General features: G+C 45.7%; 10 protein-coding genes and 3 pseudogenes. 2 read left to right on the plus strand and 11 right to left on the minus strand.

The features are described 5' to 3' along the window. Window positions 1–413: 413 nt before the first annotated feature. From AK965_RS11100 to AK965_RS11115, 4 genes are all read right to left on the minus strand, one after another. A complete protein-coding gene (locus AK965_RS11100) occupies window positions 414–3,515 on the minus strand; it encodes an efflux RND transporter permease subunit (RefSeq protein WP_099079672.1) in 3,102 nt (1,033 codons plus the stop codon). Continuing rightward, window positions 3,512–4,840 (minus strand): efflux RND transporter periplasmic adaptor subunit, encoded by a 1,329-nt coding sequence (locus tag AK965_RS11105; RefSeq protein ID WP_099079673.1) that lies wholly within the window; start codon window positions 4,838–4,840, stop codon window positions 3,512–3,514. The genes AK965_RS11100 and AK965_RS11105 overlap by 4 nt, the downstream gene beginning before the upstream one ends. Next, window positions 4,827–5,483, minus strand: coding sequence for a TetR/AcrR family transcriptional regulator (locus AK965_RS11110; RefSeq protein ID WP_099079674.1), 657 nt, complete (start codon window positions 5,481–5,483; stop codon window positions 4,827–4,829). The genes AK965_RS11105 and AK965_RS11110 overlap by 14 nt, the downstream gene beginning before the upstream one ends. Window positions 5,484–5,803: 320 nt before the next feature. Then, entirely contained in the window at window positions 5,804–7,387 is a 1,584-nt protein-coding gene (locus tag AK965_RS11115) for a BCCT family transporter (protein WP_172438128.1), read from the minus strand. A 153-nt stretch (window positions 7,388–7,540) separates the two neighbouring features. On the opposite strand from AK965_RS11115, the pseudogene AK965_RS11120 reads away from it, so the two are divergent. Further along, window positions 7,541–8,212 (plus strand): annotated as a pseudogene (locus AK965_RS11120) (glycoside hydrolase family 2 protein); the annotation flags it as partial. A gap of 76 nt (window positions 8,213–8,288) precedes the next feature. Here AK965_RS11120 and AK965_RS11125 read toward each other — a convergent pair. From AK965_RS11125 to ppsA, 6 genes and pseudogenes are all read right to left on the minus strand, one after another. Further along, window positions 8,289–8,546 (minus strand): hypothetical protein, encoded by a 258-nt coding sequence (locus tag AK965_RS11125; protein ID WP_099079675.1) that lies wholly within the window; start codon window positions 8,544–8,546, stop codon window positions 8,289–8,291. Window positions 8,547–8,682: 136 nt separating this feature from the next. Continuing rightward, a complete protein-coding gene (gene gltS, locus AK965_RS11130) occupies window positions 8,683–9,909 on the minus strand; it encodes a sodium/glutamate symporter (protein WP_099079676.1) in 1,227 nt (408 codons plus the stop codon). Between the two features lie 197 nt (window positions 9,910–10,106). Further along, window positions 10,107–10,348 (minus strand): annotated as a pseudogene (locus AK965_RS20540) (tyrosine--tRNA ligase); the annotation flags it as partial. Continuing rightward, window positions 10,346–10,693, minus strand: a pseudogene (locus AK965_RS11140) (LuxR family transcriptional regulator); the annotation flags it as partial. The pseudogenes AK965_RS11140 and AK965_RS20540, both read right to left, overlap by 3 nt. Before the next feature lie 202 nt (window positions 10,694–10,895). Continuing rightward, window positions 10,896–11,675: a hypothetical protein gene (locus tag AK965_RS11145; protein WP_099079677.1), complete on the minus strand. Its 780-nt coding sequence runs from the start codon at window positions 11,673–11,675 to the stop codon at window positions 10,896–10,898. 181 nt (window positions 11,676–11,856) lie between these two features. Continuing rightward, window positions 11,857–14,226, minus strand: coding sequence for a phosphoenolpyruvate synthase (gene ppsA / locus AK965_RS11150; RefSeq protein WP_099079678.1), 2,370 nt, complete (start codon window positions 14,224–14,226; stop codon window positions 11,857–11,859). Between the two features lie 180 nt (window positions 14,227–14,406). Between ppsA and AK965_RS11155 the strand changes: the two genes are divergently transcribed. Continuing rightward, a complete protein-coding gene (locus AK965_RS11155) occupies window positions 14,407–15,240 on the plus strand; it encodes a pyruvate, water dikinase regulatory protein (RefSeq protein WP_099079679.1) in 834 nt (277 codons plus the stop codon). An 88-nt stretch (window positions 15,241–15,328) separates the two neighbouring features. Here the strand turns inward: AK965_RS11155 and AK965_RS11160 are convergent, their stop codons facing one another. Beyond that, window positions 15,329–16,246: a DnaJ C-terminal domain-containing protein gene (locus tag AK965_RS11160; RefSeq protein ID WP_099079680.1), complete on the minus strand. Its 918-nt coding sequence runs from the start codon at window positions 16,244–16,246 to the stop codon at window positions 15,329–15,331. Window positions 16,247–16,393: the final 147 nt, after the last annotated feature.

Below are 16,393 nucleotides of genomic sequence, written 5' to 3' on the forward strand. Positions count from 1 at the left end.
GAAGAGTGACCAATGAGGACGTATCCGATACGAGTTCAACTTTAGATAGCAGTAAACGTTGACCTTGTTGCTCTGTTTGCCAGCCGAATTGGGGCTGGCTTTTTTGTGCGCCACTTGGGGTGTAGCCAGAAAAAGCCCGTGAAGCACAACCTTCACGGGCGAAAAAGGGCACCATATCCGGTGTCTATTCATTTTTGGTGGTGTTCATTCTTATTTTTATAATGCAATCGCTAATGATTCTGTTGGCATAAATGCATTGGTTATATAACTTTTAACACCTGCATTTTTTTCATATTTCTGTATAGGCCAACACAGCCCTTGCCTAATGGTTAATTAATCGTGTTTAACCTTAACTCTAAACAACATAGAGCGACGGAAACGACGCTGTTTAGATAAGGGCGCTTGTGCTACGGCTAGATTTCTTCGTGCTTATGAACTAATCCAAAATCCGCCAGGATGGCGTAAGCGGCCGGGATCATAAATAATACAAGTAGTGTTGATGCAAAAATACCAAATACGATCGATATAACTAGGGGCTGGATCACTTGTGCCTGTAAGCTAGTTTCCGTCAGCAGAGGTAACAAGCCTGCCGCCGTTGTCATTGAGGTTAGAAATACGGCTCTAAAACGTTCACGGCTCGCTTTTACTACGGAGTCATGAACGCTATCGCCTTCATCTATGTGGTGCCGAATGTACTGCACCAACAGAATAGAATCATTAACCACAATACCTGCTAGGGAAACAAAGCCCATCATGCTTGGCATACTGAGCGAGTGTCCGAGTAGTATGTGCCCCCACACCACGCCAATGAAAGCCAATGGGATCGCAAGCATGACAACAAAAGGTTCGAGGTAGCTACGGAACTGATAACTTAGTATCGCGAAGACACCAAACAAACCGAGCAAAAAACCTTTACCCATCGAGGTCCCAGTTTCTGCAGTATCTTTTGCTTCACCCTCGAAATCAAAACGTAACCCAGGGTATTTTTGCATTAACTTCGGTGCTTCTTGTTGCTGGAATTGGCGAATGATGGCGGTAGAGTTGACTTTAGTATTGTCGGTATCCCCAAAAACGCTGATGGTACGAAGGCCATCAATGCGTTGAATACGAACATAATTACGCTGGAAATCTAGCGTGGCGATGGTCGCTAATGGAATCTGGCTCCCATCTGATAAGAAAATGGGGAAGTTTGCCAATTGCTGTAAATCGCCGGCTTGAATCTTATCAAGACGGACCTCGATTGATATATTTTCGACCCCAACTTGTATTTCATCTGCGGTTTGGCCAAAGAACGCTGCCCGAAGTTGGTTGGCAATCAATTGGCCATTGATCCCATATGTTTCTGCTCCCGGGCGTAATTTAACTAATACTTCTTCTTTACCCATACGCATGTCATCCAAAATGCCGTGCACACCTTCAAACTCATTCAGGTATTGTTGAATATCAATGGACGCGGCTTTCAGCGATTCTAGATCATCATGTTTCGCGCGGATCTCTATTGCTCTTCCTCCAGGCCCCATTGTGGGTTGCTTGAATACCAGAGAAATAGGATCGGCAAGTTCACCGATGTCTTCGCGCCATGCCGTAATGAAATCATCGATGAGAGTGTTACGGCTTTCTGCTCCTAACAAGTCGAGGCGTACTGTCGCAATGTGTGGGCCTGACTCATTGGCGTCGGCATTGGTGTTAAACTGACGGGTAATGTGTAAAACCAGTGGAGTGCCATTTTCGACGTTCTGCGTCCACTCTTTGTCCAGTTTTTGCGCGGATGCGACTATCTTATCTACCACAGCCTCGGTTTGAGATAGTGAGGAGCCCGGGGGAAGAATAATACGCGCCTCTGCGATATCACCATCAAGCTCAGGAAACGGTTGGAACTTGAGCATGCCACCAATTAACGTTGAGGCTGAAATCAATAATAAAGTGATGACACCGCCCATAAAGCCATAGCGATATACAATTACTTTGTCGACAGCATTTACTAAGGTTGTATTACGGAAGTTCTCAAAACGTTCCAGCAGTTTTTGCTTAAATTTAGCGGTCGATTTGTCTTGCTTTTGTTTGTGTAGTGAGTGTGAAAGGTGATTTGGCAGAATCAAAAACGCTTCAATCAAGCTAAGCGTTAATACCAATATCAACACTTGCGGCACAGCCTTGAGTACGGCGCCCATCTCGCCGTCTAAGAACAGTAAACTGCCAAAGATACATACCGTGGTTAAAAAAGAGGACATTACACCGGGGAGTACCTTTTTCACCCCGTTAATGACCGCATTGTCTATGTCATCCCCACGGTCAAGGTGGGAGGCAATGGATTCCGCTATCACAATGGCGTCATCCATCATAATACCGATCGCCATAAGAAGACCGACCAAGGACATAATATTAATGGATAGTCCTAGCTGCGCCATTAAGAATAAGCCTCCCAAAAAGGCAACGGGTAATCCTGCGGCAACCCAGAAGGAATAGCGAAAGCTGAAGAATAGCCACATAGTGGCAAACACTAATACAATACCCTGCCAACCATTCTTCACCATCATGGTTAGGCGATCCCAAAGAACGGAAGAGAGATCGTTGGTGAGTTGTAGCGTAACACCATCAGGGGCAATGGCTTGTTGTTCCTCGACAAATTGAACCACGCGCGCTTTGATTCTAAGCGCGTCATCTTCTTTGTTTTTACTCACTTTAAGTAGTGCGGAAGGATGACCATCAAAGAGGATCTTTTGTTCATCTAACTCAAAACGGTCAGTAATGGTTGCGATATCTCGTAGGCGAATGATGGAACCATTTGGCCCAGAGCCGACGACAATCGTTTCCAGTGCTTCGGGGGTAATACGCCGTTCATCAAAACGGATCAGAAAGTTCTTGTCCGGCGTTTCAACATTACCACTAGGGAGTTTGACGTTTTGACGCCCAATTTGCGTCGCAATATCACCCACACTTAGCCCTAGTTGACGAATGGCTTGTGTATCCAGTTCTATGCGATATTGGTGATCGGAAAAGCCTGCAACGTCAACAAGGGAAACGTCATAATCACGCTTTAACGTCCGTTTAAGCTGCTCGGCGTAGTCTTTCAGCTCCGGCCAAGTGGTATTTGCGGTAATCGCGACATCAACGACAGGCTCATTCCAATCCAACTCCTGCACCATGGGGGATTCAATCTCCTGAGGAAAGTCATTAATTGAATTGATTTGAGTTTGCACATCGACCAGCATGCGTCCGATATCGGCTTTCTCATTTAACTTTAAGATCAAACGAGCGGAGCCTTCAATGGCCTCACATTGCGTTTCTTCAATATTGGCCAACCCGTCGACGGCATCTTCCATGCGCACACAGATACTTTCTTCTACTTCTTGCGGGGATGCGCCAGGGTAGACCACGCCAGCCATGATATAAGGTGGGTCAAATTCCGGAAAGGTTTCTCGCTTGATGGTAGAGAGAGAAGAGATACCCAAGACCAGCAGCGTCAACATCAACAAGTTTGCGGCAGTAGGGTGTTTGACGAAGAATCGAATCATAAATCAGACTCCTCGATAACCGCTTCAGACTGCTGTGGCGCTTCTTTCAATAACATGCCGTTGATCGCAGGCAATAAGTCATTAATGATCAACTTTTGCCCTTGCTCTAGTTCACCATCAATCACGACTTGGTTGTCACGACGATAAAGTATTTCAACGGTAATGACTTGCAGTCGGTTATCTTCGCCCATGAGATAAATCTTATCACCATGAAGCGCACGCTCTGGGATCACCCAACTTGGGTTTTCCTGACCTTCAATACGCGCTTGAACAAACATGCCATTGACGAGAGGCGGTGCAGAAGTCGGGGTCAGCGATCGATAATCTTGCTGGATTTCTAAGATGACGCCTGCAGTGGCTTGACTGGGATCGACGGTTTCACTGATTCGTGCCACTTTGGCTGGCCAGTGAGCGGAGAGATTACCGCTGTTGAGTTCAATAAACGCATGGATAGATTCGGTATCCGGTTGTGGTATGCCTGATTCATCACGGGTAAACTCGCCAATGCTAGCGGCCAGAGTTTGCATATCATGGATCGAAAGCTGTGCTTCCACTTCCATGATATCGATGCCATGAGCTATCACCATAATCTGTTGTAAATTAACAACTTGATTTTGCTCGATATCGACTTCTGCGATACGCAAATCGTATGGCAAGTGAATGAGGGTTTTATCCAACGAGCGCTTTGCTTCATCGACTTTGGATGCGTTTACTTTTACGAGGGCTTGGGCGACTTTTTTCTCATCTGGCATTAGGCCAATTTGATTCTCAATATCCAAAACCAACTTGCGTTGTGATAGTGCGTTTTGCTGTTGTTGATCGACATCCGATTGAGATGTTAGCCCTTTCTTACGTAAATTCTGCTTACGCTCGAGTTCCTTATTTGCGATTTTGAGTCGATTAGCTTCAATCTTTAATGTTGCTTTAAGGTTGGCTTCTTCCTGATTCAACTTTGCGAGGGAGGTTTGCGCCGATTTGAGATCGGCTTGCGCTTGAACTAGCTTGAGTTCGTAATCAAGAGGGTCGATACGAAGGATTTCAGTACCAGATTGCAGTACTTGACCTTTTTCTAAGCGTGGGTGACGGTAAACCACTTTTCCCGTGACTTCCGCGATGGCTTTCCATTCGACTTTTGGTGCTACTTTGCCAAATCCGATCGCAACGGGGGCAATGGCTTGGAGTTCCAACGGAATGGTTTCCACCAACCTTGCTCTGTCTCTAGTAGGTTTTACTGGCAGATCTGGCTTGAGGTTAATAGCGAGAAACAGAATGATGATCCCGACCCCAAGAGCAGGAAAGAACAGCAGCTTTTTATTCATTTTCATAGCGGTCGCCCGAGTCTAGAAATCCGTGTTTCATCAGTTGTATGTTGTGCTCAAACAATCGGTTGAGAAAGTCCTCGTTAAGTTCAATACCGTGGATAGCAAGCAGTGCGGGTGGTGCCATAAATGGGAACACCATTAAGCTAATGTAAGAGACACGACAGAGTTTTGGATCGGCGTCTTTACGCAGTACGCCACTATCAACCAATTTGTCGAACAGGATCCCTTGCATCGGCTGGCTAATGTCAGCAAACACTTTCTCTAATAGCTTACGTTGAGTGTCTGAAGGAGGCATATGCATGACTTGAGAAATCAAGCGTGGGAACTGTGGCACCTTGATCATTTCGCGATAGTAGGTGCGCATCAAGTCGAGGAAGTTTTTTTCGCTGCTATCGGATACCAAAGCCTGCATTTGCTTTTGCATCGGCGATAGCGTCTCACGCAACATGGTTTCGAACAGCCCTTCTTTGTTGCCAAAGTAATATCGAATCATAGCGACATTGACTCCGGCTTTTTTCGCGACAAGTCGCGTGGAGACCTTATCATAAGCCATGATAGTGAACAGTTCCCTGGCGTGATAAATGAGCTTCTCACGTGCATCGATTTGGTTGGTGGGTCTACCTGCCCGCCGATACGCTTGTGTCACTGCTGATCCTCAAGATATTAAACGTATGATTAATTATAAGACGCTGATTTTCTATACGACATGCGAAAAATTAATCATTATTTAATCAAGTGATTAATTTTGTGACACCAATGAAAAGCGTAGTGAAGTCACGCACTTTATTTTGAATTTATGCGTTGTAACCCACTTTGGTTGGAGTAACCAAAGATTCCCGATCGCACGCTTTCGTCGTGACCACGAATGGTACCAATAGTGTCAGAGATCGTTCAAATAGGCATTTTGGGGATGTTTGAGGGGATATAACAAGAGCCCAATCAAGGGCTCTTGTTCGTTTGAGTGGGTTAAATCAAACCTTGCTCTTTCGCCATGTGATTTGCGATGCTCGGCGCTTTCCAGATGCTAGGCAGCAAAATGAAAGACACCGGAACTGCGGTAATCACGATGAAAGATTGCAACGCAGATATACCGCCAGAACCCATTGAAATCAGAGCAATAGCGACAACCCCCATCATGATTCCCCAGAAGGAGCGAATCACCGCATCTGGCTCTGTTGAACCCGTCATCACCACACTGATAGTGTAGGTCATTGAGTCACCGGTGGTGACGATGAACGTGGTGGTTAGGACCAAGAACAAGATAGAGATGATCATTGGGAATGGTAGCTCAGAGGTAATGGCGAGCAGAACCGCAGGTAGGTTAAAGCCTTCGAATGCTGAAGAGATTAATCCTGGATTCTCCAATTCAAATGCTAAACCGCTACCACCCACAATGCTAAACCAGAAACAAGTGATGAGTGGTGCTGCGATACTAATTGACAGGATCATTTGTCGGATTGTGCGACCACGTGAGATGCGTGCGATAAAAATCGCCATCATTGGACCATAGCCGATAAACCAGCCCCAGAAAAACACAGTCCACCAACTTAACCAACCAGTGTCACCACGATAGAGCGCCATCGGGAAGAAGTTGTCTACCATGCGACCCACACCTTGAACATAACCATCTACGATGAAGCTGGTTGGGCCGAAAAATAGAATGTAGCCAATTAAAGCAACTGAAAGAACGATGTTGTAACGGCTTATTATTTGGATACCTTTACTAACACCACTTAATGCAGAGAGGGTATACATAAGAATCACCACGGTAATAACGAAACTTTGAGTTGTGAAGCTGTCGGGTAAGCCAAACAGAGAGTTAAGTGCGTAACTGATTTGAAGCCCTAAGAAACCAATTGGACCTATTGTTCCTGCAGCGACAGCGATGATGCTACAGGCGTCGGCGACATCACCAATCCAGCCTTTGATCGCTCTGTCACCAAAAATTGGGTAAAGCAAGGTGCGAGGTTTGAGCGGCAAGCCTTTATCATAATGCAGGTGCATCAATACCACCGAAGAAAGGCAACCTAGGATTGCCCATGCTAAAAAGCCCCAATGCATGAAAGACTGAGAAAGCGCATTAATTGCGGCCGTTTTAGGAGAAGCTTCACCAAACAGTGGTGGAGCAGAAACAAAGTGGGCAATAGGCTCAGCGGCCGCCCAGAAAACACCACCGCCAGCAAGTAGCGTGCAGAGCACGATCGATAACCACTTAAAAGTGTCGATTTCTGGTCTCGCTAAACCACCCAAACGCACGTAACCAGTACGACCGAGAGCGATAGCCAAACCAATAAGAAAGTTGAGAAGAAGGAGAACTTGCCAAAAGGCACCGAAATATTGAGTGGCGTAACTAAAGCCAGCGTTGACCATTTCAGTCAGAGATTGCGCGTTTATAAGTGCGAGTAAGACAAACAAACAGAGGAAGCTTCCACTTAACCAAAATACAGGGTTAGTGAGTTCAAGACGTTTTACGAGGGATGGGGGATGAATGGCAGAATAGTCTGCTTCCTGAATAGGAGCATGAGAGGCGGTATTCGTCATATTTGACATAATTACTTCGCTTTTTAGGGCTCGGAAGCCGTGCATTTCCCTTACACTATTTACATTAAAAAGTGTGAGGATGTTCAAAAAGCCGCTGATGATAACATGAAACTGATACATATATAACCGCCGTTTCACGATTCACCTCTGATTGTCAGGTAAGTGATTGATTTAACAAAGAGACTTTTCCTCCGTTTCCCTAAGGGGTTTGAGCCGATGCTGTATTTGAGCCAAGTGCAACAAGTGATGGCAATAAAAACCGCGTTCGACCATTGGCGTACGATTTATCCTGTATGCCGTGGCATGTTGTATTGGCAGCTCAACGATAACTGGTCAGTGAGTTCGTGGTCGAGCTTGGAATACAGTGGCCGTTGAAAGCCGCTTCATTACCATGCTAAACGCTTTTTTGCTCCGCAGTATTTGGTGTGTTCAGAACACACAGGCGTACTGAGCTTACATCTTCTGAATGACGCCAAGGTGGCAGTGAGTGTAGATGCGAAGCTGCAATGGGTTAGCTGGCAAGGTGAAGTGAAACAGTCTTGGCAGTTAGAACAAACGGTCTTTCCGGATAGTAATACTATTGTTTGGCAACTGGATGAAGATGTTGATGCGCATGAACTGAAAACTTTACCACTGGAGAAGGCTCATATTGAAGTGAGTAGCGAGGGAAGCCAAATTACATTGATGGCAGATAAGCCTGCTTTCTTTGTCCATTTAGGATGTGATGCCGATGGTCTATTCAATGATTCTAGTTTCACTTTGTTGACGAACAAGCCTGTGACAATGGAGTTTTTGGTTTGTGAGGTTACTGAGATGGCAGCCTCTCTTCGAGTTGCAGTAACGGCGACAATCAAAAAAGGGAGCAGTCATGGCTCCCTTTGTTATCTCATTTTTTCCAAGTTTCGCAAATTTAGTGCTTCAACTTGTTGTGTATTCGGTAACCTAGCACGTAGCCAAGGTAGAACAGTGCAACAAGCGTAATGATGGCTGCAACATAAGCAAGAATATGATTCAGCCCGAGCCCAAATGCAAGAGTGAAGGCAATGCCGTTTATCGCCTCCATTGGAATGTTATACCAAGCAGAATGTACCGTTGAACCGAATAAAATCAAAGTGCTCAATAAAACGATTGTGCCGCCAAGCAAACCTGCCCATCTGCTGCTGTTCATGTTTATCTCTACCGTTACCAACTACGTAACAAAATATTTCAGGGGGAGTATTATACTACTTACATTGGGGTAAAGTGTTAGCACTATTTTAATAATTTATATTCAAGTATTTTTACTATGCTTAGGTATTTTCATTTTAACTTATCAAACTAATAAAGTATGGGATGATAAGTGCGTTAGCTAAATCTATGAAGAAGGCGCATACCAAAGGAACAATAATGAAGGCTTGATGCGAGTTACCGTATTTTTTTGCCACAGCAGACATGTTCGCCATCGCCGTTGGTGTCGAACCTAATGAAATCCCGCCAAAGCCAGAGCACACAACAGCAGCATCGTAGTTCTTTCCCATGAGTGGGAAAACAACGAAAATCGCAGTGCATATCGCGACCAAAAATTGCGCGCCGAGAATGATGAAAATTGGCCCTGCCAAATCGACCAATGCCCACAACTGCATGCTCATTAATGACATTGCTAGAAAAGCGCCGAGCGCCATGTCGGCGATCAGGGCAACGGCCGGTTTTCTAGCGGGCCAGCGTGTACCCGTTATGCGCGGATAAGAAGTAGGAACGATATTGGACATTAGAATACCCGCAAACAGACAGGTCACAAAGAGTGGCAGCTCTAGACCTAGGCTACTTACCCCTTCATTTAATATGGCACCTAGAATAATACAAACGTGAATGGCTAACATTGCATCTAGGAAGTCATAGGCGTTAATGGCAACTTGTGATTCATCTTGTCCAGTCCCCACATCCATTTCTTCCACTTGCTCAGGTTTGAGGTTGTGCTTATTAATTAGATGCTTGGCGATAGGTCCACCCATAAAACTGGCAAGAATCAACCCAAAGGTCGCACTTGCGATACCGATTTCCATCGCAGTGTTAAGATCGAAGATCTCTGCAATTCTTGGTGACCACGCGATCGCCGTTCCGTGCCCGCCAATTAAAGAAACTGTGCCGCTTAATAGTCCAACAGCTTCAGGCTGATCTAACATAGTCGCAATACCGATACCGGTAAGGTTTTGCACCAGCATGTAGCCGATGGTCACAGCCAGCAGGATGAGTAGAGGCTTCCCACCTTTGAATAAGTCTTGCAGGCTTGCATTGATACCAATAGTGGTAAAGAAGTACACCAGTAAAAGATCACGAGTTGCGAGGTTAAACTGTACATCGATTTGGGCAACATAGTGGAGAATAGTAAAAAGGACGGACACCAGTATTCCGCCAGAAACGGGCTCAGGAATACTGAACTCTCTCAAGAAGTTACTGGCCTGAGTCAGACGTTTACCGAGGAATAATACGATGATCCCCAAAGTAACCGCCAAGAAAGACTCGACTTGTAACACGCCATCAATGAAATCCATACTTACTCCTGTTATGGGTGATGTGCAGAGTTTGTGCACTTATTTATTAACCATAGTAACTTGTTTGTACAGCATCCAATTGCGTTTTGATGAATTTGAACTAAGTCGGGTTGTGGGTAAAAATTTGACGGGTAGTGGGTAGCGGCTAGATTTGAGGTTTGCTATGAATATTCGGCCCGGTTCCCAAAAAGGTTAGCGCGCTGTGCTTGCGGTTTGCCTTTACTCTCTTTGTCTTGTGCTTCAATCACTACAATCTCATCGCAGCTTAAGAAGGAGTAATAACGCAAGAAGTGGTGAACATCGGCATTTCCGCAGACAACCAGAATTGGTAGAAGGCGTAAGGTGAGGTTTTACTTGGATCCAACCAGACTGCACCATCTTCAGTTTTGCCAAACTTAGTGCCATCAGATTTGGTAATGAGTGGTCAGGTTAGTCCGAAGAACGGCTCGCAGTAGGCTTGGTAATCGAGATCGTTACGCGTGACGTTTTTGCCCATCACATCTTTGAGCGTAAAGAGGCCTTGTTCTTTTTTGGTGTTAAGCTTCTGATAAAACGGGTCGTTTTGAAAAGAGGTGGTGAGATAACGTTGGAACAGTAGCTCGCGCTCATTCTCAATCGAATCATACAGATAGATAGGGTGTTTACCTACACGATAACCAAGGATCACTGCGCAATCAAAACTCAATATGGAACCAATGACACGCATCAGTTTCGGCGTGAAGCTTGGTGAGTTAAGGGCAAAAATTGTCTCTGCAAGCTGAGTGTTGAACGCGTCGTTAGGCATGGTGATTCGAGAGTTCGATAAAGGTTGGGGTAAGCATAACGCGATTGGCTATTGTCCCAAAGTAATCCGCAATTTCGTTGCTAAAGCAACATGGTGAGTATGGTGGCGTACTGTATGAGATTCCTAGTCTCACTTAGGTTCGTGGAATGACGGTAAAAGGGAGCGTATCGCTCCCCATAAATAAACCATTGTGTCCGAAAGGTTACTGTGAATCGGTCAGCTCTTTATTGACCCAGTATTTTGAGCCAGAAAAGTTTGCATCAACCAACAATCCTGTGGTGTTGAGTTGATACACTGCAACGCCGCTGTTGAATTGCGCTGTCATTTCTTCGCCGTCCGCGCCAGCAACTAAAGAGGCTTCGCTCGATGCTTCCCAGCCTTCTTCAACAAAGGTGTTGAAGTCTTTTTCTTTCTCAAACAGCACCACTTGTTGGTAGAACTTACCACCAACGCCAAACGCAACACCAGCACCAAACATGTTCATGTAAGTGCGTTTGTCGGTCAATTTGTTAACCGCAACTCCGGAGCCTGAATTCGTGTGAAACATCAGCGACAGTTTGCGAGAATCAAACACCGCATAGCCGTAAGCTTTGTCGTAAAGCATTTTGGCTTCAGGTTTCTCGTTAAACAGTTTGAGTAGAGTGCTATCCGCCATGAGGTCAATCGCTTGGCGAGCCTCTTCTGGTGTGTCGCCCTCCATCAGTTCATCGATTTTTTTGTCTGCGGCATCTATCCATTCTTTACTGGTTTCGATGCTGGCATCGGTCCATTCACCTGCGGTATTAATCGCTTCTTCAGACCAATTGGTGAAATCTTGCCAAGCCTGTTTGGAGAACTCTTTGGTGCTATCCCAAGTCTCTTTTGCAGTATCAGATACGGCATCTCCTAGGTCTGAGAGGCTGTTCGAGATGTCATCCCAGTCAGCATAAGCCGGAGACGTGAGCAAAGTTAAGGCAGTGATAAGAGCAAGAGACTTTTTCATATATCCGTTCTTTTATGAAATAGGATTGTTTTTATTTTAGGTGAAAAAGCGAAAGGGGAGTACGAAAGGAAGGCATAGCTTGGGATTCAGTCACGAACTCACATTACTTTGACATGGAGAACAAAGAAAAAGCCCTCAAACCGGAGCTTGAGGGCTATCTCATTGACTAGGGAAGAGTGGCTTATTTACGCACGTTGCCTAGCTTTAACCACGTATCGATAACCGTATCTGGGTTTAGGGAAACAGAGCTGATACCTTGTTCCATCAACCATTCGGCTAGGTCATCGTGGTCTGATGGGCCTTGACCACAGATACCCACGTATTTACCTGCTTTGGTTGCCGCATCAATGGCCATTTGTAGCATGGCTTTTACCGCAGGGTTACGTTCGTCGAATAGGTGGGCAACATCACCTGAGTCTCGGTCAAGACCAAGGGTTAGCTGAGTCATGTCGTTTGAGCCGATAGAGAAGCCGTCGAAGTACTTCAAGAACTCATCTGCCAGAACCGCATTGGATGGCAGTTCGCACATCATGATCACTTTTAGGCCGTCATCGCCACGTCGTAGGTCGAACTTCGCCAACAAGTCGATAACCGATGCTGCTTCGCTTGGCGTACGTACGAATGGAATCATGATTTCAACGTTTTTCAGACCCATCTCATTACGAACGCGTTTGATTGCCTGGGTTTCTAACTCGAAACAGTCTTCAAACACTGGAGAAATGTAGCGAGACGCACCACGGAAGCCCAGCATTGGGTTCTCCTCATGGGGTTCGTAACCTTTACCGCCAACCAAGTTGCTGTACTCGTTCGATTTGAAATCAGACATGCGAACGATGACGCGTTTTGGCCAGAATGCAGACGCAATCGTCGCGATGCCTTCTGTTAGCTTGCTGACGTAGAAATCGATTGGGCCTTTGTAACCACGGATACGCTCTGTGATTTCTGCTTTTAACTCATCGCGTTGCGCATCAAAGTTCAGCAGTGCTTTAGGGTGAATACCAATCATCTTGTTGATGATGAATTCAAGACGAGCAAGACCCACACCTTCGTTTGGAATCTGAGCGAAGTCGAATGCTCGGTCTGGATTACCCACGTTCATCATGACTTTGGTTGGTAGCATTGGCAGTTCATCAACGGCAGAGCGTTTCACTTCGAACTCCAACTCACCTTGGTAAACGCAGCCTGTTTCGCCTTCAGCACACGACACCGTAACCGTCTCACCGTCCGTCAGCTTGCTAGTGGCATTGCTACAACCGACGATTGCTGGAATACCAAGTTCACGAGCGATAATGGCAGCGTGACAAGTCCGCCCCCCACGGTTCGTGACGATTGCCGAAGCCTTCTTCATCACGGGTTCCCAATCAGGGTCAGTCATGTCAGTTACCAGCACATCGCCTTCTTGCACTAATGACATTTGGTCTAGAGAGTCAACCAAGCGAACAGGACCTCTCCCGATACGCTGACCAATCGCACGACCTTCGACCAGTACGTCCGCTTTGTTGCTTAGCTCGTAACGTTCAATCACGTTTTGCTCGCTTTGAGAACATACTGTCTCTGGACGTGCTTGCACGATGTAAAGCTTGCCGTCGATGCCGTCTTTTGCCCACTCAATGTCCATTGGACGCTGGTAGTGCTTCTCGATGATCACCGCTTGTTTGGCGAGCTCTTTGATCTCTTCGTCATTGAGTGAGAATGCATTGCGCTCATCTGCTGATGTATCAATGATGTCTACTTGCTTGCCGATCTCTTGGCTGTTTGAGTAGATCATCTTGATCTGTTTAGATCCGAAGGTCTTCTTAACGATTGGGTGTTGACCCGCCTCTAGCATTGGCTTGTGAACGTAAAATTCATCAGGGTTAACCGCGCCCTGAACCACCATTTCACCCAAGCCCCAAGAAGAGGTGATGAATACGACTTGGTCGAAACCAGATTCCGTATCTAGGGTGAACATAACACCAGAAGAGGCTTTGTCCGAGCGCACCATGCGCTGAATACCCGCCGATAGCGAGATGCCACGGTGGTTAAAGCCTTGGTGTACACGGTATGAAATTGCACGGTCATTGAACAGAGAAGCGTAAACGTGCTTAGTTGCTTCTAATACTGCATCAATGCCTTTTACGTTTAGAAACGTCTCTTGCTGACCAGCAAATGAGGCGTCCGGTAGATCCTCTGCGGTTGCTGACGAGCGCACTGCAACAGAAATCTCAGGGTGGCCTTCAGTCAGCTCTCGGTAATTGTCACGGATATCTTGCTCTAGATTGGCAGGGAATGGGGCATCTAATACCCATTGTCGGATATTGGCACCTGTCTTACGCAGCGCTTCTACATCTCCAACATCCAGTTCATCAAGCAGTTGATGAATGCGCTTATCTAACCCTTCGTGATCGAGGAATTGATTAAACGCATAGGAGGTAGTGGCAAAACCGTTGGGAACAGAAACACCAACATTGGCTAGGTTAGAAACCATCTCACCAAGTGAAGCGTTTTTACCGCCGACTTTGTCGACATCATCCATGGATAGACCATTGAACCAGAGGGTGTTCTTTTGCATGTTTTTTCTCCAGAAACATTGCAGCTTTTGTAGGGGGACTTAAAGGCAAACGTTTACGCTCTGGTTGAAAAAAATGTGAAATAAATTTCAAACCTGTGGTGAACGTAATTGAAAGCTGAACTTATTTGTTAATATTATGTTGATTATCCTAGTCAAGTGGTTTTGAAAATCTAAATACAAATGCAAATTAATAACCAAAGTCGTGATGTATTCTATGTTTCTGACGGAACAGCCATAACATGTGAAACGCTTGGGCATGTTGTTTTGGGCCAGTTTCCTTTCATCCCTAACGAAAAAGCCTTCCCATTTGTAGAAAGCGCAGACAAAGTGGCCGATGTAGTCAAAGAAATTGAAACTTCCTACCAGCGCAATGGTGTTAAACCATTGGTGTTTTTCTCAATAGTGCTGCCTGATGTTCGTGAAATACTTCGAACAGCCCCTGCCTATTGCTATGACGTACTGGAGAGTATCGTACAAAAAGTTCAGGACGATACTCAAATGGAGCCTCAACCTAAATTACAGCGCTCCCGTAGCGTAGGGAAAGATTCTGACACCTACTTTGATCGTATTGCTGCTATCGAATATACACTGGCACATGATGATGGGATTACTCTAAAAGGATTAGAAGACGCAGATATTATTCTGCTTGGCGTGTCGCGTAGTGGCAAGACGCCAACCAGTTTGTATATGGCGATGCAGTTTGGCTTGCGAGTGGTCAACTACCCGTTTATTGCGGAAGACATCAAGTTGATGCGGTTGTTACCAGAGTTTGAAATTCATCGTCACAAATTGTTTGGTTTGACGATTAATCCTGAGCGTTTAACTGAGATTCGAGAGAATCGCATGTCGGGCAGTGAGTACGCCAGCACTGAGCAATGTAAGCTTGAACTTGATACGGTCGAAGCCCTGTTTAGGCGAGAGGCGATCCCTTACATCAACACTTCGTCTTTGTCGGTAGAAGAAATTACCACGCGGATCATGGAAAGGGCGGGAATGAAGCGTCGTTTGTTCTAGTCTGTCAGTTCCGATGTCACGAGTTACAAGATAAATCGTGACATCGAGACGGGCAACTAGGTTCGCAAGTTTTGTGGGTGAACCTCGCTTAAAGTGTCGCCTTGAACTGTTCTAGCAGATCTTTTTGTGTGACAGTAAGGTTGGTTGGGGTATCAACATGCAGCGTTACGATTAAGTCGCCAGTGACACCTTTACGGTTTTTCACGCCTTTGCCCGTCATTTTAAATTTACGACCACTTTGAGACCCGGCAGGGACTTTGAGTTTGTAGCGGCTATCTAAGACTTGGATTTCGACTTCGCCACCTAGTGCAGCATTGACCATGTCAATATGAGCGGTACACAACAGGTTATCTTTTTCTCGTTTTAGAAAAGCATGATCACGAGTATTGATAACTAGTAGCAGATCACCGTTTGGTCCTCCATTGATGCCAGGAGCCCCTTTGTTAGAGAAACGGATTTTTTCACCATCTCGAATGCCTGGTGGGATCTTAACATTGATTTTTTTCTGTTCGCCATTAACTGGCAACTCAACGATTTTCTCCGTACCTTGAATGGCATCGACAAAATCAACCGTTAAGGTGAATTCGTGATCCTGCCCTTTGCTTGGTTGAGATCGTCCACCTCTAGTTTGAGAGAAAATATCATCAAAGCCGCCAAAGCCACCGGAGCTTCGGCCAAACCCACCAAAGCCTTGACGGCCGAACGCACCACCAAAGATATCTTCAAATCCACCAGACTGATAATGCCCGCGACCATCGTGGTGACCTTTGTCACTCGAGCCTTGAAAAGCGGCGTGGCCAAATCGATCATATTGCTGACGTTTCTCGTCGTCAGTTAAGATTTCGTAGGCTTCTTTTATCTCTTTGAACTTTTCTTCTGCTGTTTTATCTCCCGGGTTTTTATCGGGATGGTATTTCATTGCGAGTTTTTTATAGGCTTTCTTGATGTCTTTGGTTGACGTATCTTTAGGAATACCCAAAACCTCGTAATAATCTCGTTTGGACATATTCACCGCTTATTCTAATTTTGTTTTGATCGAAAAGAGGGCGTAAGAGTTACCCCAAACGCCCGCATATACAAGTCTTATCGACACTAGGCGACCTAGACAGCCTAGTTAACAAGGTTTATTTCTTGTCGTCTTTAACTTCTTCAA

It is taken from the genome of Vibrio sp. PID17_43 (assembly GCF_002608565.1).
Taxonomy (GTDB): Bacteria; Pseudomonadota; Gammaproteobacteria; order Enterobacterales; family Vibrionaceae; genus Vibrio.